Origin of the sequence: Heyndrickxia acidiproducens DSM 23148 (assembly GCF_000374345.1) — a bacterium.
In the GTDB taxonomy this organism is placed as follows: Bacteria; Bacillota; Bacilli; order Bacillales; family Bacillaceae_C; genus Weizmannia; species Weizmannia acidiproducens.
In genome coordinates, this window is record NZ_KB894009.1 from 1 (window position 1) to 18,185 (window position 18,185).

Sequence of the window (18,185 nt, forward strand, 5' to 3'; positions counted from 1 at the left end):
AAGAGAGTACGCACAAGATTTTATTGGCTCAAGAAATTAGGGATCAATAAAAGTAAAGCTTGGGAATGGGCAAACACAAGAAAAGGCTACTGGAGAATTGCCGGCAGCCATATCTTAACCAGAACCTTAACAAACGAACTCTTCCGAAGAGCAAGGTATATAAGTTTTCTGGATTATTATCTGTCTGTAAGGTCGTAAACTTTAGAACCGCCGTGTACGGAACCGTACGCACGGTGGTGTGAGAGGTCGGCTAATCAAATAATGATTAGCCTCCTACTCGATACCAAATTCTGATAACCGGCGGCCTTCTTGTTAATTTAGGAATAATTTAACTCCTCCCTGCCTATACTGAATGACAAATAGAGTTAACGGGGGGTTCGTAATGCTTTATCTTCATGATGTATGGGTAAATTGGTTTGAAGGAGAAGAAAATGGATACAATATTTGCCCGTTTCACGAATGGCGCAGAGACGATGTCATTGAACTGTTAGACCAGGTCCCTTTATTATATGTGGACACGCTCTTATATGACTACATTGAAAATGATCTGGCAGAGTTGCCGGAAGGGCTATTAAATGATGTCTATCAAAAAGGAATCTTGCGCAAAAACCATGAAAGAGTCCAGTTGGAATATTGTTTTGTTGTGACAGACGGGAAAGGAATTCTTGCTGTAGATACGATCGGGTATACGTTGCCAATCCGGAAAAGCAGGCTGATTCCGAGGCAGGAACAGCTCGTTTACGATATGATTGCCGGACACGACCGGATCCCGTACCATTTTGAAGAAAATGTGAAAAGCAAAGAACATCATATTCTTTCGCCGGCGCCGGAAAGTATGCAGGGCCTGACAAGAAGGGAAAGGCAGTTAAAACAGCTGTTATTTATGGCACTTGACCAACTCTACTCCTCAAAAAATACCGCAGAAGTACGGTACTGGTATACAGAGTGGTGCCCGGAAAAATACCAGCATATCCAGTACATGGAATTTGAAAATGTTTGGCACAAGCTTTTCGAGGAAACGAGAAACGGCTGGTCAAAGAAGCATGAGCAGCTTTGTGAAAATCTCATAAAAGGACAACCCTTCTTTGAAAAGCTTTGGGAACTGGAACATAATGAAAAAAGCGAACTAACATAAAAAACCAGTTGAGGAACACCTCAACTGGTTTTTCTCGGTTAACGTTTTTTCCTTCCAAGTCCCATCGCGTTTTCCATCTTGCGCAGCATTTTGCCGGCAACAATATTTGCTTTTTCCGCGCCTTCGTCAAGAATGCGATCCAGTTCCTCCGATTCGACCAGTTCATAGTAGCGGTGCTGGATCGGCCTCAAAGCATCATTGACGACATCTACGAGATCCGCTTTAAATGTACCGTAACCTGCGCCATCATATTTCTTTTCAAGTTCTTCGATTGACAGATTGCTGAAGTTAGCGTAAATCGATAATAGATTGGAAATGCCCGGTTTATTTTCTTTGTCATATTTCACGATGCCTTCAGAATCGGTAACGGCGCTCTTGATTTTTTTATCAACCTGTTTTGGATCATCCAATAATGAAATAAATGCCTTCTTATTCGGATCGGATTTGCTCATTTTTTTCGTTGGATCCTGGAGCGACATGACACGGGCGCCGGATTTTGACAGGCTGATTTCAGGAAGCGTGAAAATTTCAAGATAACGTTTGTTGAAACGTTCCGCTAAATCCCTTGTTAACTCAAGATGCTGGGTCTGGTCTTCGCCGACAGGGACCAAATCCGTGCTGTACAGCAGAATATCGGCAGCCATCAGCGGCGGATATGTCAATAAACCGGCCGGGACACTTTCCTTGCCGGCAGATTTGTCTTTGAACTGGGTCATTCTTTCAAGTTCACCGACATATGACACACATTGCAGCATCCATCCGGCCTGGGCGTGTGCCGGCACTTCAGACTGGATAAAGAGGGTCACCTTTTCAGGGTCAATCCCGGCTGCAATGTAGAAAGCAGCCAGGCTGCGAATATTTTTGCGCAGCTCAAGGCGATCCTGTGGTACCGTGATGGCATGTTCATCCACAATGCAAAAATAACAGTTATAACGGTCTTGCAATTCGACAAACTGCTTCATTGCTCCGAGATAGTTTCCAAGATGAATGGTTCCGCTCGGCTGAATACCGGAAAATATTGTTTTCATGTTCTAACTTCCTCCTCATGCGCTCGTAACTAAAATAGGATATTTAAAATGCTGCAAATTGCAGCTTTTTCCCCAGAAAATAAAAAAACCATTCATCCAAAATAGGGACGAATGGGAGATCTCCGCGGTGCCACCCTAAGTGCCCTTATGCCGGGCCGCTTAGTTCCAAAAAAATGGAGCCTTTTTAACGTCAGACCAACGCCGGAAACTAGTGAGAAAAAATTCTGTTCATCTCCGGAGCTCAAAAGTCCATTCCATTTCACCGGCATGTTTGTTCCCACCAGCCACAAACTCTCTAAAATGCCAGGAAAAATGTACTACTCTTTATCATCGCTTTTTTATGATGTTGCAGATATTATAATAAATAAATCGCAAAAAGTCAAAATTCAACATTATTTTTGCAAAGAAAGGGCAATAAGCATCAATATCATCATAATCAACCCGGTTAAAAACGGAACACGGAACCGGAAAGGAATCAGTTTCGATAACGGCCGGATGTCTGTTCCGCTTTTATAATAAAAACGCTGGAAACTGAAAAAAATGACATCAAAAAAGCCGGTATTTATGATAAAACCGGTCATCGCTGCAAGAAGCAGCAAACCGCCGGCAACAAAAGAAGTATTAATATAGGATAGCAGATCAATGCGGCGGTAAAAGAGCAGGGAACATCCTAGAACAACAACCTGGGAGGCGGCTACCCACCAGCAAAGCTTTTTAATCATTTACTCACCTTTTTCCAATGGTCACTGCTTCAATTATAATTGATCCGGCTTAAATAAAAAACCACTGATTGAAAAAAAGGTAAAACAGGGAAAGACAACATATTCATATTTAAATTAATGTTTTTTAATAATAGTAAAATGAGTAAAAATGAAATAGTTCAAGCGATTAAAAATGTTAATACACGTTAAAATCAACACGAAATCAAGGGAGATATGTCGTAAAATGTCGGACGAAACAGGGAAATGTGTTTATTTTGTTAAGAAAACTACCAAAAATGTAACGAATAAAATAGTCTGATAAAAAATTATTTAATCATTATGATAGTGTTTACATTCCTGTTATTATCACATTTTAAAAAATTGTAAAGCTCTCTGGGAATCAAAAAGATTAAAAAAATATGTACAACTACAAGAAAAGTTAGTATAATTAATTTCGTTAAGTCATTAGATTAACAGAAAAAATAAAAAAGGGTGGTTAGCAGATGAAAAAGTCAAAATTTTATGTTTTTACGGCTTTGGCTTTGGTGCTGTCTCTTGTGCTTGGCGCATGCGGAAGCAACAGCGATACTTCAAGCAGCAGCAAAGGATCATCGTCGAAAACAAAACAAGTTTTGAACATGGACGAAAGTGCTGAAATACCAACCGGGGACCCGTCACTTGGGACTGACCAGGCAAGTTTCATTGTTTTCGGTAATACGATGGAAGGCTTGTATGTATTAGGCAAGAACGATGAATTAAAACTCGGGATTGCGAAAGAAGAACCAACTGTCAGCAAAGACGGCAAGACCTACACGTTCAAACTGCGTGACGATGCAAAATGGTCTAATGGCGAACCTGTAACAGCAAAAGACTTTGTCTATTCATGGCAAAGAGCGGTAAATCCGAAAACCGGTTCCCAATACTCCTACATTTTTGCCGGCGTTATTAAAAACGCAGCAGATATCATCGGCGGCAAAAAAGACCCAAGCACTTTAGGTGTTAAAGCAGTTGATGATAAAACTTTGGAAGTCCAGCTTGAACAGGCTACACCATACTTAAAATCATTATTGGCTTTTGCCACATACCTGCCGCTGAACCAGAAATTTGTAGAATCTAAAGGCAAAAAATTTGGCACAAACAGCGACAACATGTTATTCAACGGCCCGTTTGTGTTAAAAGACTGGAACGGCACAGGCTTAAAATGGAAATATGTAAAAAACCCGAACTACTATGACAAGAAAAATGTTAAACTGAGCCAAATCAACGTTCAAGTAGTTAAATCGCCGAATACAGGGGTGAACCTTTATAACACAGGAAAAATTGACCGCGTTGTGTTGAGTGCTGAATATGCAAAGCAATATAAAAATAATAAAGATGCTTTAACTGTTCCTGAAGCTACTTCCTGGTATTTCAAATTCAACCAAGTTAGAAACGGCAAGAAGACAGACTTAGCGAATGAGAATATCCGCAAAGCGATTGCAATGGCTTTTGATAAAAAGTCGTTTGTCGATACAGTTTTGTCTAACGGATCAATTGTTTCAAATGGCCTGGTTCCGAGAAACTTTGCGAAAGATCCATCCGGAAAAACGGACTTCCGTAAAGCATCAGGATCATATCTCAAGTACAATGCTGATGAAGCAAAAAAATATTGGGAAAAAGGTCTGAAAGAAATAGGCAAAAAATCTTTAACGCTTGAAATCCTTGGTGACGATACAGAAAATGCGAAGACAACAGGCGAATTCTTCCAAAGCCAATTGGAAAAGAATCTTCCTGGTTTGACAATCAAATTGAAGAATGTTCCATTTAAAAACCGCCTGCAGTTGGATACGAACCAAGATTATGATATCCAAGTCGCCGGCTGGGGGCCTGACTACAAAGACCCTATGACATTCTTAGACTTGTTCGTAACGAATGGGGATAATAACAGAATGGGTTATTCCAATAAGGAATACGACAAGTTAATTGACCAAGCGAAAAACGAATATGCCAATAATCCGCAAAAACGCTGGGATGTTATGTTACAAGCTGAAAAAGTATTAATGGAAGATGCAGCAATTGCTCCAATTTATCAACGTGCGGTTCTGCGTTTGCAAAAACCTTATATCAAAGGTTTGGAATACCATTCATTTGGCCCTGACTACACGTTTAAGGATGCATACGTTCAAAAGTAAGCTGATTTTACTGAGAGACATTTTAATGGTAAAAGAGAGTATTTTCTTTTAGAAATACTCTCTTTTCACCGTTAAACGGGATTTTTTGTGAAAATTTAAACATTCCCTTTTAGGAGGTGCCGGCTTTGACAAAGTACATTGTTCAACGCATCATTTATTTATGTATTACCTTGTTGATCATTTCTTCATTCACTTTTTTCTTAATGAAGTTTTTACCGGGTACACCATTCCGGAACCAGGAAAAATTATCGGCTGATCAGATCCAAATTCTTAATGAAAAATACGGGCTGAATGAATCGCTGCCTGTCCAATATAAAAATTATATGGTGAATATGCTGAAAGGCGACTTGGGTGTTTCTTTCCAATTTGACAACCAGTCTGTTACACAGTTGATCATTGACCGGATGGGCCCTTCACTGCAATTAGGGATTCAGGCCATGATTGTCGGCACAATACTTGGGATTTTGCTGGGTGTATTAGCAGCAATGTTCCAGAATACATGGATTGACTATGGGAGCACATTTCTTTCAGTCCTCGGTATATCAATTCCCTCGTTCGTATTTGCTGCAGTCTTACAATATTTCATAGGTGCTAAGCTACAATGGCTGCCGGTTGCCGCGTGGGATGGGTTTGCCTCATCTATATTGCCTACCATTGCACTTGCCATTTTCCCAGTTGCAACAGCTGCACGTTTTATGAGGACAGAGCTGATTGATGTGCTTGGTTCTGATTATATAACACTAGCGAAAGCAAAAGGAAACTCCTACGGGCAAATTGCGATTAAACATGCGATCCGTAACGCGCTTATACCGCTGATTACGGTACTTGGCCCGCTTGCGGTAAGCTTAATGACCGGTTCGATGGTCGTTGAACAAATTTTTGCAATCCCTGGAATTGGGGAACAATTTGTAAAATCCATTCAAACGAATGATTACCCGATTATTATGGGGACAACCCTGTTCTTCTCATTCTTATTGGTCGCCATTACATTGGTTGTCGATATTTTATATGGTGTCATTGATCCGAGAATACGTCTGGCTGGGGGGAATAAATGATGAACAACAATGAAACACTGCCGAAGGAATTATTTGAACCCGCAGCTTTGGACCAGCAGCAGAGCGAACTGATTGCAAAACCGCAGCTGTCCTTTATGCAGGATGCCTGGCTGCGGCTGAAGAAAAACAAAGGTGCCGTCATCAGCCTGTTTGTCATTGCCATTTTAATCATCATGGCGATTATCGGGCCTCATCTTACAAAACAAGGCCCGTTTGATCAGGATTCGTCCAGAACCAATTTGCCGCCGAGAATTCCGGTTGTTGAGAAACTGGGGATTTTTGATGGGACCCAAACAATTGGCGGCGAGGAGGTCAATCTCTATAAGCAAAATCATATAAAAGATTATTATATTTTTGGTACCGATGCTTTAGGCCGGGATATGTTTGCAAGAGCCTGGCAGGGAACGCGCATTTCACTCTATATCGCTTTCCTGGCTGCTATCATTGACATGATCATCGGCGTCACATACGGCCTGATCTCAGGTTATAAAGGCGGGCAGGTTGATAATGTCATGCAGCGGATTATCGAAATTTTATCCGGTATTCCGAATTTGATTGTCGTTATCCTGATGCTGTTGATTTTCAGCCCGGGTATCTTTTCAATCACGATTGCGATGGTCATCACAGGCTGGCTGAATATGGCGCGGGTTGTGCGCGGACAAGTTTTAAAAATTAAAAATATGGAATATGTATTGGCTGCCAAAACTTTAGGGGCTTCCAATCTAAGGATTCTCTTTAAACATTTGCTGCCGAATTTAACCGGGGTCATTATCATCAATACGATGTTTACCATTCCAAGCGCGATTTTCTTTGAGGCTTTCCTAAGTTTTATCGGGATCGGGCTGCAGTCTCCGGCAGCGTCACTTGGTACATTAATTGAAGATGGTTATAAGACATTCCAATTCTTGCCGTATTTAATGGGGGTTCCAGGTACAATCATTTGTGTCTTGCTAATCGCCTTTAACATGCTGGCAGATGGTTTGCGTGATGCATTTGATCCGAAAATGCGCGATTAAGAATTGAGGTGAATTTATAATGGAAAAGATCTTGCAGGTAAAAGATTTAAATATCTCATTTCACACTTTTGCCGGTGAAGTAAAAGCGATCCGCGGTGTGAGCTTTGATTTGCATAAAGGCGAGACATTGGCGATTGTAGGAGAATCAGGTTCGGGAAAATCAGTTACAACGAAATCCATTATGCGGCTTTTGCCCTCAAACAATGCTGAAATCAAGTCGGGGGAGATTCTTTTTGGCGATATTGATATTGTGAAAGCGTCCGAGAGAAAAATGCAATCGATCCGCGGCAAAGACATTTCGATGATCTTTCAGGACCCGATGACTTCCCTGAATCCGACCATGACAATCGGCAAGCAGATTATGGAGCCGTTATTGAAACACCAGCATATGCATAAAAATGAAGCAAAAAAACGCGCGATCGAATTATTAAAGCTTGTCGGGATTCCGAAAGCTGAAATTCGTTTTAAACAATATCCCCATCAATTTTCAGGCGGGATGCGGCAAAGGGTTGTGATCGCGATCGCTTTGGCTTGCAATCCAAAAGTTTTAATCGCAGATGAACCGACGACAGCATTGGATGTAACAATTCAGGCACAAATATTGGAACTGATGAAAGATTTGCAGTCTAAAATTGATACTTCCATTATTTTCATTACACATGATTTGGGCGTCGTCGCCAATGTTGCAGATCGGGTGGCCGTGATGTACGGCGGCAAAATCGTCGAAATCGGTACGGTGGATGAAATTTTTTATAATCCGAAGCATCCTTATACATGGGGGCTGATCAGCTCCATGCCAAGCCTCGATGCCAGGGATGCGGAACTATATGCGATCCCGGGTACGCCGCCGGATCTGCTAAATCCGCCAACAGGAGACGCTTTTGCGCCAAGGAATCAATATGCGCTAAAAATAGACCTGGAGAAAGAACCGCCAATGTTTAAAGTTTCAGATACGCACTATGCAGCGACATGGCTTTTGCATCCGGATGCTCCTAAAGTCGAGCCTCCTGCTGCAGTGAAAAAGAGAATGTACAAGTTCAAGGGTGCGAAAACGACTCCGGTAAAGGAGGATAAATAAACAATGGCAACAAAAGAAAAATTGATTGAAGTGAAACATTTAAAACAATATTTTAATATCGGCAGAGCAAACGAAGTCCGTGCTGTAGATGATATTACTTTCGATATTTATAAAGGGGAAACGCTTGGCCTTGTGGGTGAATCAGGCTGCGGCAAATCGACTACCGGCCGGACAATTATCCGCTTGTATAATGCAACGTCAGGTGAAGTGATCTATAAGGGGAAAAATGTTCACGGCAAAAAGTCTGCAAAGGAATTAAAACATTTCCACCAGAAAATGCAGATGATTTTTCAGGACCCGTACGCCTCTTTAAATCCCCGCCTGAAAGTGGCCGACTGCATTGCGGAAGGCATTGATATTCACGGCCTGGCAAAAAACAATGAAGAAAGAATGAACCGCGTTTATGAATTACTCGAGACGGTCGGTTTAAGCAAAGAACATGCCAACCGCTATCCCCACGAATTCTCGGGGGGCCAAAGGCAAAGAATCGGGATTGCAAGGGCACTTGCGGTTAATCCGGACTTTATTATTGCGGATGAACCAATTTCTGCGCTTGACGTATCCATTCAGGCGCAAGTCGTCAACCTGTTGAAGAAGCTCCAAAAAGAACATGATCTGACATACTTGTTCATTGCCCATGACTTATCCATGGTCAAGTATATCAGTGACCGGATCGGTGTCATGTATTTCGGGAAACTCGTTGAACTGGCGGATGCGGAAGAATTATATGCAAACCCGCTGCATTCGTATACCCAGTCCCTGCTGTCAGCGATCCCGCTTCCTGATCCCGATTATGAACGGACAAGGGTGCGAAAAACGTATGATCCGTCAATCCACCACTATGAACCGGGCGAAGAAGTTAAAATGAGGGAAGTTGCCCCGCATCATTTTGTTTACTGCTCTGAAAAAGAATTCACACAATATCAGCAAGCGTTAAACAAATAATCGCGCCGGAATGGATTCTCATTTAAGCAGAAAGAACGCACTTTACTTGAAAAGTGCGTTCTTTCTATTTTAAGGGGCTTTTTTCATGAAATTTTAATGTTAATATGTTTAAATGACTGATATGCGGGTATAAGGTAATTATATACCGGGGAGAGAAGAATGAAATTTATTTTTTGAAAATATATATTCAATAGTGTCCTTTTAGTGTATAATACATAATAGAGATTGTTTTATTAAAGTTATTTTAATATGATAATCCTATTGATCTGCTGAAAATAAAAAATAACATTAGGAGTGTGAATGATATATGGTAACATTATACACTTCACCAAGTTGTACATCATGCAGGAAAGCAAGAAACTGGCTTGAAGAAAATCATATTGAGTATAAAGAGCGTAACATTTTTTCTGAACCGCTTACATTGGATGAAATCAAAGAAATTCTCCGCATGACTGAAGACGGGACAGATGAAATTATTTCCACCCGTTCTAAAACATTCCAAAAATTAGATGTAGATCTGGATGCACTTCCGCTGCAGCAGCTGTATAAATTAATCCAACAAAACCCCGGGCTTTTAAGGCGTCCGATTATTGTGGACGAAAAGCGTTTGCAGGTTGGGTATAACGAAGACGAAATCCGCCGTTTCCTGCCTCGAAAAGTGCGTACGTTTCAACTTAGAGAAGCTCAAAGGCTTGTTAATTAATGGATAAACAAATAATTGCGAAAGCCTCCCGTACCGAACGGGAGGCTTTTCTCGACGGCAGCAATGTCATGAAATTGTAAAGATTCGCAGCTATTTTTAGAAAATTATGTCTTGAATTTTCCCTTGAATTCCGTTACAATACATAAAAAGATAAAAGTGGAGAACATGATAAAGTGAAATAATGGTAAACTGTTGATGTTTAATAAATAGGCGGTTGTGGAATTTTAAAAAAAGGAAGTAATTTTATTTCCATTTGCACGTATTTTATCATAAAATAGAAGTACAAGGTTACCTATGAGGCGCGAAATCATAAGTACCTTAAACAGGGGGAAAAAGTCCCTTCATCACATTCGCCGGAAGGGAGAGTTGATGTATGGAAATCGAAAGAATTAATGAGAATACGGTTAAGTTTTATATTTCGTATGTTGATATAGAAAAGCGCGGGTTTAACCGGGAAGAGATTTGGTATGACCGGGAAAGAAGCGAGGAATTATTTTGGGAAATGATGGATGAGGTTCATCATGAAGAAGTATTTGATCCGGAAGGTCCGCTGTGGATCCAGGTTCAGGCGCTTGAGAAAGGCTTGGAAGTCCTCGTCACAAAAGCGCAGGTAACAAAGGACGGACAGCGTTTCGAATTGCCGATCCCCGAAGACAAACTCAAAGAACTGACTGTAAATGAACAACTGGAAGATTTCTTTGATGAAAACTTTCAAAGTTCCATGCATCAAGGCTTTATTGAAAGTGATTCATTGGAGCAGGTTCTTTACTTTAAAGATATTGAAGATCTCATTGCCATGTCGAAGAACTACCAGTTCGGCGGGCTCGAGACGAGATTATACGCCTTTGAAGGCAAGTATTATCTGTATGTCATTTTCCCGGAAGATGCAAGTGAAGAGGCGAATGATTTTATGCTCAGCCAGCTGCTTGAATACAGCGAGCTTGTAAGCATTACCAGCCACCGCCTTGAAGAATATGGCAATCTGATTATGGATGGCGATGTTTTTACGAAGTTGAATCAATATTTTAATAAATAACAGGTCGGTGCATAAACTGCATCGATTTTTTTTGCGTTCATGAAGGAAATTTGCCTGCTCGTGCCGAACTAAATACTGCCTGCTATTCATGGTTCTTTTTACCATTTTTCAAACAGGAGATGATGCCTTTGCTTTCTGCAGTGAATCAAGACGGAAATCTGGTTTTGCTGACGCGCCGGTTCAGCAGGAGGGAACTTCAAGCGCTGAAAGAAACAGACAAATTTTATTGCCGGGACTGCCGTGAACCGCTTGTGCTAAAAATTGGTACAAAAATCACCCCCCACTTTGCCCACCACAGCCGCTCCCAATGCAGTGCATATTCGGAGCCTGAGAGCGAAATGCACTTACTGGGAAAAAAAGACCTGTACAGGTGGTTAACCGGACAAGGCTTGGATGTTTCCATTGAACACTATCTTCCTCCCATTCAGCAACGGGCCGATCTTCTTGTCCGCAAATACGGGCAGCTGTTTGCAATCGAGTACCAATGTTCCCCGATACCTCCCGCACAACTCCTGAAACGTTCAAAAGGGTACAAAAGCCAGCATATCATTCCGGTTTGGATATTGGGCGGCCTGCCATTCAGGAAAACGCACCAGGGCCATTATATCTGTTCAGAATTCCAGCTGAGTTTTCTGCACCACGCCCGGAAAGAAGACTTTTATTTATTCAGCTATCAACCGTTCTCCAAAAGGATCTGCATTCTCTCCCATCTGATTCCGGCTTCAACGGTAAAATTCCATGCCCGATATGAAGAAAAACCGCTCACAGCTTTTCATTTTCCTTTTACGGATATTCAGTTCCATATTGATCAGGCAGCCCTTTCTCTGCCGGATTGGCTTGAGGCAAGGAGAAAGTGGATTGAAGCAAAGCTGCAGTATGGAAAAACTTTTCAAGATCCCTTTTTGCGCCGGGTATATGAAAGCGGCCATCATCCGCTGCTGCTGCCGCCCGTGATCGGCTTGCCCCTTGTTAAAATGGCCTTATGCCGGCAGCATCCGGCGGAATGGCAATTTTATTACTGGTTAGCCGTTTTAAAAAATTTTCCGCAGCATGAATGGCTGGCTCTGGATGAAATGATGGCTCGTTTTTCACAAAGAATCCGGAAAAATGAAATCCAATTGCGCGAAAGCCCGTTCATATATGAAAAGGAGGTCCGCAGGCTGATGCTTTACGAGTATACCCAAATGCTGATCGGGCTGGGCTATATGAAAGGGAATGGTGCAGGAAAATATACGGTGCATAAAAAGATAAGCTTTCCAAAAAATAGGGAAGAACTTGAAAGCATGGAGCAAAATCTGTGTTTGCGATGGCCGCCCATCCGATAAAGTGAAACTTCCATTAGTGGGGGTTTTCCTTCATCCCCCACTGATGGTTAGTTGAACCAATCGGACCTTTACGGGCAGTTTGATCTCCCACCTATCTCCTTCGTACCTTGAATATTGAGGTGGGAGTCTTACTGCCCGTTAAGGCGGGATAAAAACGGATGAGTAGCGGGATCGTGCCGGGTAGGTTAGAATAGAAAAAGAAGGAAGATTTTGAAGAGAATGGAGGATGTTTCATGGCGGATGAGAAAAAAGTGCAGACATTGCCAAACCGTAATGAAGTTGAAAAAGAATTGACCTGGAGATTGGAAGATATTTTTCCAACAGATGAGGACTGGGAAAAAGAATACAATGCAGTGAAGGAAAAACTAAAGGGCGCCTCCCAATTCCAGGGGCATCTTGGGGAAAGTGCCGGCCAGTTGTATACTGCCCTTCAATTCCAGGATGAGGTCACCGAAAGATTTGGGAAACTGTATACATACGCACATATGCGTTATGACCAGGATACCTCCAATGCTTTTTACCAGGGGCTTGATAGCAAGTCCAAGAGCCTGGCTGCGCAGCTCGGCAGTGCATTTGCCTATGTGGTGCCGGAGATTCTGTCGATTGATGAAGCGGAACTGGACCGCTTTTTAAAAGAAAACGAAGATCTTAAGTTGTACACACATGTGTTGGAAGAAATCAATGAAATGCGCCCGCATATCTTATCTGCAAAAGAAGAGGCATTGCTTGCACAGGTTTCGGAAGTGCTCAATGTATCAAGTACCACATTTGGCATGTTGAATAATGCCGATCTTGAATTCCCCACTGTTGTCGATGAAAACGGGGAAGAAGTCCAGATCACACATGGCCGCTATACACGGTTATTGGAGAGCAAAGACCGGCGTGTCCGCAAAGAAGCATTTCAAAAACTGTATGAGACGTATGGATCGTTCACCCATACTTTTGCCAGCACTTTAAGCGGGCAGGTGAAAAAGAATAATGTTGTTTCAAGCATTCGCCATTACGACTCAGCACGGCAGGCGGCACTGGCAGCCAACCATATCCCGGAGCAGGTATATGACCAGCTGGTGGATACTGTCAACCAGAATTTGGATCTGTTAAAGCGTTATGTGAAATTACGCAAGAAAGTGCTTGGCGTTGATGAACTCCATATGTACGATCTTTACACGCCGCTGGTTCAGGATGCAGAAATGGATATTACCTATGAAAAAGCAAAAGAAATCGTGTTGAACGGGCTGCATCCGCTCGGGGAAGAATACCAGGGGATTTTAAAACAGGCACTTGAAAACCGCTGGATCGACGTGGTTGAAAACAAAGGCAAGAGAAGCGGCGCCTATTCTTCCGGGGCATACGGCACAAACCCGTATATATTATTGAACTGGCAGGATAGTATCGACAATGTCTTTACATTGGCGCATGAATTGGGGCACAGCGTCCACAGTTACTATACACGCACCAGACAACCGTATCCGTATGGCGATTATTCCATTTTCGTGGCGGAAGTGGCATCGACCTGCAACGAGTCGCTGCTCAATGATTATTTGCTGAAAACGCTCAAAGATAAAAAGCAGCGGATTTACTTGTTGAACCATTATTTAGAGGGCTTCCGCGGCACTGTATTCCGCCAGACGATGTTTGCCGAGTTTGAGCATTTGATTCATCAGAAAGCCCAGCATGGCGAAGCATTGACGTCAGAACTTTTGACGAAAGAATATTATGCTTTGAACCAAAAATATTTTGGCGAAGAGGACATCAAAATTGATAAGGAAATCGGCTTGGAATGGGCGCGTATTCCGCATTTCTATTACAATTATTATGTTTACCAATATGCGACAGGCTTCAGCGCGGCGGCAGCCCTCAGCAAACAAATACTCGAAGGAGGGGAACCGGCTGTCAAACGCTATATTGGCTATTTAAGCGCCGGCAGCTCCGATTACCCAATTGAAGTGCTGAAGAAAGCCGGTGTTGATATGGCGTCACCGAAGCCAATTGAAGATGCATTAAAAGTGTTTGAAGAAAGATTAAACGAAATGGAACGCCTGCTCAGCTGATGGTGTTGACAGAAAAAAGGCCGGTACCACAAACCGTGGTGCCGGCTTTTAAAAATGATGGCGCCGTGCAGACGGAGGCCTGAAGCCCCGGAACCTGTTCCGGCCGTTAACGTAAACGAGAAGGGCTGTAATCGCCGCAAAAAGAAGCGGGGCTGTGATGATGAGCGGGAGCATTTTCATCAGCCCGAACAAATTTACGCAGAACAAAATCAGGATAGCGGTAACCAAAAGCGGCAGTTTCAATTTCTGCATCTGTGAAAACCCCCTTTATGGATTGGACGGGTGGACTGATGCCATTTTATGAACGTGAAGATGAAAATATGGCTGCCATACCTGAAAATCATATCATTTTTGACGAATATGTGAACAATTTTACATTTAGCTTGCTTTCGACAGTTTTCGATGTTATATTATATACGTGAAGTTGATCACAAGCAAACATATACCCCTTTGTTTGACCGTGAAAAATTTCTCCCATCCCCTTTGTTCGTGTTGAAAAAGGCCTTGCAGCTTGCAAGGCCTTTTTCGTTTGTAAAAAAGCAAAATAAAAAACCTCCCGCTGACCACTGCGTAGGAGGTTAATCAATACATTTCCAAAATGAACCATGCTTGCCGATAATTTTCTGCACTTTTTGCTGGAGCACCAATTTTTTCAGTTCTTTTTCCACTTCATTCATCGGCATATCGTACACAACTGAGATTTCTTTAGATGCCACGAGTCCGAAAAACTTTAAAAATTGTTCCAATGGCGGCAGCGGCATTGGTTCCGGCCGTTTGCCCAGCATTTCCTGAAGCACCTGGACATAAATGTCATACGAATAGAGGCCGGTGATTTTCAAGCCCTCATCCTCGATATTTTCATTAAAGAAAACAAGGGAAGGGCTCTCGTTGACTTCCATTTCAGCTGTAATTTTCAGATCACATTGAAAAGCCTTTGCCGCACTGTCAGAATGGATATCATGCAAAAACTCATCGACATCCAGTGACGCTTTTTCCGCACACTCCATCAGAATACTGAGATTAGAAATATTTTGTTTTTCAAGAAACACGACTTCCTGGACTTTCCGCAGAAAGCGCAATCCAAGTTTTTTTCCCTGAAGTTCGGCTGCCTTAATGGCAATCGAGACAATATACGGGGAAGTAATCGGATTTTCGATCCACAGGCTGCCGTCACAGGACATCCCTGTCCGGCTCGCTGTTTTCTCCCAGTAATCAGCCATTGCGACCCGGCGTTTCCGGTTCACATTTAAACTGGTGAGCTTCCCGATCAGCACGTGCCTGAATCTGAAGTAGGTGCCGTATTCGAGGCGCAGTTTTTTTAATACCGGTTCCAGCGCCCAGCATTCAGGGCAAAGCGGATCGATAAACACGTAAATTTCCAATGGCTTTTTATTTAAACAATCAGTTTTACTCATTAGTTCAAAAATATTTTTCAATTTTCTTCACCTGAAAAATCATCCGGCGAATTTACCATATGCTGCGCAGTCAAAACAAGCCTTGAGAAAAAGAAATCGCGGATTTCACCGCTTAAGCCGACTTCATCCATCGCACTGCTCATACAGGACAGCCATGCTTTGGCACGCTTGGGTGTCACTTTATGGGGCAGATGCCGAGCCCGCAGCATCGGATGGCCGTGTTCTTCCGTATAAAGCGCCGGGCCTCCTAAAAATTGTGTAAGAAACTGTTTTTGTTTCCTGGCCGTTTCGGTTAGATCATCCGGGAAAATCGGGAACAAATCCGGATGTTTCGCAACCCGGGAATAAAAGGCATCGACGAGTTGATCGAGTTTTTCCCTCCCGATCACGTCAAACGGTACAGTTTTCTTTTCCACCATAGAATAACTGCTCCTTTTTTGATATTCATCTTTCTAATATTGCTAACGCAAGAGAAGGGCTCATCTATCCATAGTCTTGTCTGCTTTGTTAATAATATTTACGTTTATTTTAACAAGCAGATGCCTATAACTCAAACAATCCGCTTTTAGCGCCACGGGCGGAACAGAAAAAACACCGTTCATGGAAACGGTGTTTTTCCGGTTAACTTAAATTTTTCATAATCGAGTGGACATAATTTTGCGTTTCTTTAAATGGCGGGATGCCTCCGTAACGATCCACATTCGCGCTGCCGGCATTGTAAGCAGCCAGTGCGAGTTCTGTGTTGCCGCCATATTTGTTCAGCAGGGATTTCAGATATTTTGTCCCTCCGTCCACATTTTGGGCAGGATCAAATGCATCCGTAACGCCGAGGCTTGCGGCAGTTGCCGGCATCAGCTGCATTAAGCCCTGAGCCCCTGCAGGACTGGCTGCATCCGGATGAAAGCCGGATTCCTGCTGGATCACCGCTTTAATTAAGTTTTCCGGCACAGCGTATTGGTTCGCGGCCCGGGAAATAATGGCACCCAAACCGGTTGAACCTGAAGCATTTTTCCCATTTGCCGAACCACTTTTATCGGTTACGTGCTGCAGCTGGTTTGATAAATGCATACTGTTTTGGCTCATGTTCGTTTTCTCCGGCGGAAAAAGGGAAGACTGGTTTACTGGTTCACTTGCTGTTTTACGATCAACGGCCTCTTCAAGCAGCACCGAAAGCATTTCCCGGAATAACGATGTGCTGCTGCCTGTTGCAGCCGGGCTTGAGGAATCCGCTGTTGAAGTTGAATGCAGGGAAAGGGATTGCAGTGCCTGCAGTTCCAATAATGATTTTAACTGGCTGATCGATGTCATGGTTTTATACGCTCCCTATTCATGATCATACGTTTTACCCGGTTCCGGCGCCTGATCCTGGGATTTTCCAATCTTTGCTTCATAAAAACGGCGGACTTTATTTTTGGCCGGCAAAAACGGAATCCCATATTGCTTCAATAACGCTTTGAAAATACGGATGCCGGTTTCCAGTGAACTTACTTCATATTCTATCTCATAATCTTCCTTATTTAAATAAAAATTATGGTCAAAAACGAGCAGACCGCCCTTGTAACTGATTTCCGCCCGTTTCGTTGTGAGCGTGCCAAAGTACGCCAGGCTGCTGCATGAAATGCCTGCTGCGTTCAGGCGCTTTTTCACTTCGCCATCCGGAAAGGCACGCTTTTCCACCATGTTTTGCACATCCTCAGCATCCAGCAGCTGGCTTGTTTCCAGCAGGCCTTCTGTTTCCGGCGTTTTGAGTGTCAATTGGAAGCTGCCTTGTTTCTTCCGGATACGAAGCGCGGACTGCAGGGCTTTTAATGCAAAATCAGGCGTATCGAAATAAAGGTTCTCCTGTTCCTGGAAATCTTCCGGGCGGATAGCGAATGCTGCCTGCAGCCGGGTGAAATGCTCTTTTGTGACCATATTTTTTAATTCAATCTCCAATTCTTTGCTCATTCTTCAGGCCTCCTTCGTCCAACCTTTATTATACTAAAGGGAAGAACATGGTGAAAGTGTCTATTCCAGGGCGGATTATGGTAAAATAAAATGGAGCAGCATACAGTTTTTTCCCTTTAAGCGGCTGCGGCAGCCCGGCGGGGAAAAAGTGAGTGTAATCAGCAGGGGGAGAGGCATTTGCGAAAGAAAATTGAACTGGACCGGTCAAAATTGCTGGAAGAAGCGCTTGAACTTTACAGCTGTGATCCTGCCGTTTCTTTGCACAACTTACATGCAGCAGGGCAAATGATTGTGGATTCTGATGCCTGTGCGTTCATTTACCTGGCCGAAGCATCCGGAGAAGATGACTATACATATTTGTATTTACCTGTGGCAGTCTGGGAAGATATTCACACGGCTATCCAGACACGAAAAAAGGTATTTGCTGTTTCCGGAGAAGAAAGATTGGAACTATTGCAGTTTCATGAAGAACTTGATTATTTGCTTGATAATATGCAGGATAACAGCAACTATGGGAAAAATATGCTGGAAAAAGTGGCATCTGTTTTTACAATGGAGCGGGGAACAAAGGGGTGACAA

18 protein-coding genes, 1 pseudogene and 1 other annotated feature are annotated in these 18,185 nt (G+C 42.9%); of the genes and pseudogenes, 12 read left to right on the top strand and 7 right to left on the bottom strand.

Annotated elements, in window-relative coordinates:
• A pseudogene (locus C232_RS19470) lies at positions 1-198 on the top strand (group II intron reverse transcriptase/maturase); the annotation flags it as partial.
• A 184-nt stretch (positions 199-382) separates the two neighbouring features.
• Entirely contained in the window at positions 383-1,135 is a 753-nt protein-coding gene (locus tag C232_RS0112435; RefSeq protein WP_018664492.1) for a YjbA family protein, read from the top strand.
• 38 nt (positions 1,136-1,173) lie between these two features.
• Here the strand turns inward: C232_RS0112435 and trpS are convergent, their stop codons facing one another.
• Together trpS and C232_RS0112445 are read right to left on the bottom strand one after the other, a co-directional pair.
• Complete coding sequence (gene trpS / locus C232_RS0112440) at positions 1,174-2,163, bottom strand: tryptophan--tRNA ligase (protein WP_018664493.1); 990 nt, start codon at positions 2,161-2,163, stop codon at positions 1,174-1,176.
• Positions 2,164-2,263: 100 nt separating this feature from the next.
• Positions 2,264-2,503 (bottom strand) — a binding site (T-box leader).
• 52 nt (positions 2,504-2,555) lie between these two features.
• On the bottom strand, positions 2,556-2,885 hold the full coding sequence (locus C232_RS0112445; RefSeq protein WP_018664494.1) for a DUF3899 domain-containing protein: 330 nt from the start codon (positions 2,883-2,885) through the stop codon (positions 2,556-2,558).
• Positions 2,886-3,367: 482 nt separating this feature from the next.
• Between C232_RS0112445 and C232_RS0112450 the strand changes: the two genes are divergently transcribed.
• The 9 genes from C232_RS0112450 (at position 3,368) to pepF (ending at position 14,244) form a co-directional block, all read left to right on the top strand.
• Positions 3,368-5,035, top strand: coding sequence for a peptide ABC transporter substrate-binding protein (locus tag C232_RS0112450; protein ID WP_018664495.1), 1,668 nt, complete (start codon positions 3,368-3,370; stop codon positions 5,033-5,035).
• Positions 5,036-5,160: 125 nt separating this feature from the next.
• Entirely contained in the window at positions 5,161-6,090 is a 930-nt protein-coding gene (gene opp3b, locus C232_RS0112455; protein WP_018664496.1) for an oligopeptide ABC transporter permease, read from the top strand.
• Positions 6,087-7,106: an oligopeptide ABC transporter permease gene (gene opp3C, locus C232_RS0112460; RefSeq protein WP_026314599.1), complete on the top strand. Its 1,020-nt coding sequence runs from the start codon at positions 6,087-6,089 to the stop codon at positions 7,104-7,106. The genes opp3b and opp3C overlap by 4 nt, the downstream gene beginning before the upstream one ends.
• 19 nt (positions 7,107-7,125) lie before the next feature.
• Positions 7,126-8,184, top strand: a complete 1,059-nt coding sequence (locus C232_RS0112465) for an ABC transporter ATP-binding protein (protein WP_018664498.1) — start codon at positions 7,126-7,128, stop codon at positions 8,182-8,184.
• 3 nt (positions 8,185-8,187) lie between these two features.
• Positions 8,188-9,129, top strand: coding sequence for an ABC transporter ATP-binding protein (locus tag C232_RS0112470; RefSeq protein ID WP_018664499.1), 942 nt, complete (start codon positions 8,188-8,190; stop codon positions 9,127-9,129).
• Between the two features lie 307 nt (positions 9,130-9,436).
• A complete protein-coding gene (gene spxA / locus C232_RS0112475; RefSeq protein WP_018664500.1) occupies positions 9,437-9,832 on the top strand; it encodes a transcriptional regulator SpxA in 396 nt (131 codons plus the stop codon).
• A gap of 373 nt (positions 9,833-10,205) precedes the next feature.
• A complete protein-coding gene (gene mecA / locus C232_RS0112480; RefSeq protein WP_018664501.1) occupies positions 10,206-10,868 on the top strand; it encodes an adaptor protein MecA in 663 nt (220 codons plus the stop codon).
• Between the two features lie 122 nt (positions 10,869-10,990).
• Positions 10,991-12,193 carry a competence protein CoiA gene (locus tag C232_RS0112485; protein WP_422723664.1) on the top strand — a complete coding sequence of 401 codons (1,203 nt, stop codon included), beginning with the start codon at positions 10,991-10,993 and terminating at the stop codon, positions 12,191-12,193.
• 233 nt (positions 12,194-12,426) lie between these two features.
• Positions 12,427-14,244, top strand: coding sequence for an oligoendopeptidase F (gene pepF / locus C232_RS0112490; protein ID WP_018664503.1), 1,818 nt, complete (start codon positions 12,427-12,429; stop codon positions 14,242-14,244).
• Between the two features lie 48 nt (positions 14,245-14,292).
• Here the strand turns inward: pepF and C232_RS0112495 are convergent, their stop codons facing one another.
• The 5 genes from C232_RS0112495 to C232_RS0112520 form a co-directional block, all read right to left on the bottom strand.
• Positions 14,293-14,496, bottom strand: coding sequence for a hypothetical protein (locus tag C232_RS0112495; RefSeq protein ID WP_018664504.1), 204 nt, complete (start codon positions 14,494-14,496; stop codon positions 14,293-14,295).
• A gap of 326 nt (positions 14,497-14,822) precedes the next feature.
• Entirely contained in the window at positions 14,823-15,659 is an 837-nt protein-coding gene (locus C232_RS0112505; protein ID WP_211211495.1) for a ClpXP adapter SpxH family protein, read from the bottom strand.
• Positions 15,660-15,676: 17 nt separating this feature from the next.
• Complete coding sequence (locus C232_RS0112510; RefSeq protein WP_018664507.1) at positions 15,677-16,078, bottom strand: globin domain-containing protein; 402 nt, start codon at positions 16,076-16,078, stop codon at positions 15,677-15,679.
• 202 nt (positions 16,079-16,280) lie between these two features.
• Positions 16,281-16,967: a lytic transglycosylase domain-containing protein gene (locus C232_RS20470; RefSeq protein WP_018664508.1), complete on the bottom strand. Its 687-nt coding sequence runs from the start codon at positions 16,965-16,967 to the stop codon at positions 16,281-16,283.
• Between the two features lie 15 nt (positions 16,968-16,982).
• Positions 16,983-17,606 carry a CYTH domain-containing protein gene (locus C232_RS0112520; RefSeq protein ID WP_018664509.1) on the bottom strand — a complete coding sequence of 208 codons (624 nt, stop codon included), beginning with the start codon at positions 17,604-17,606 and terminating at the stop codon, positions 16,983-16,985.
• 177 nt (positions 17,607-17,783) lie between these two features.
• On the opposite strand from C232_RS0112520, the gene C232_RS0112525 reads away from it, so the two are divergent.
• Entirely contained in the window at positions 17,784-18,182 is a 399-nt protein-coding gene (locus C232_RS0112525) for a UPF0738 family protein (protein ID WP_018664510.1), read from the top strand.
• The last annotated feature ends 3 nt before the right edge of the window (positions 18,183-18,185 follow it).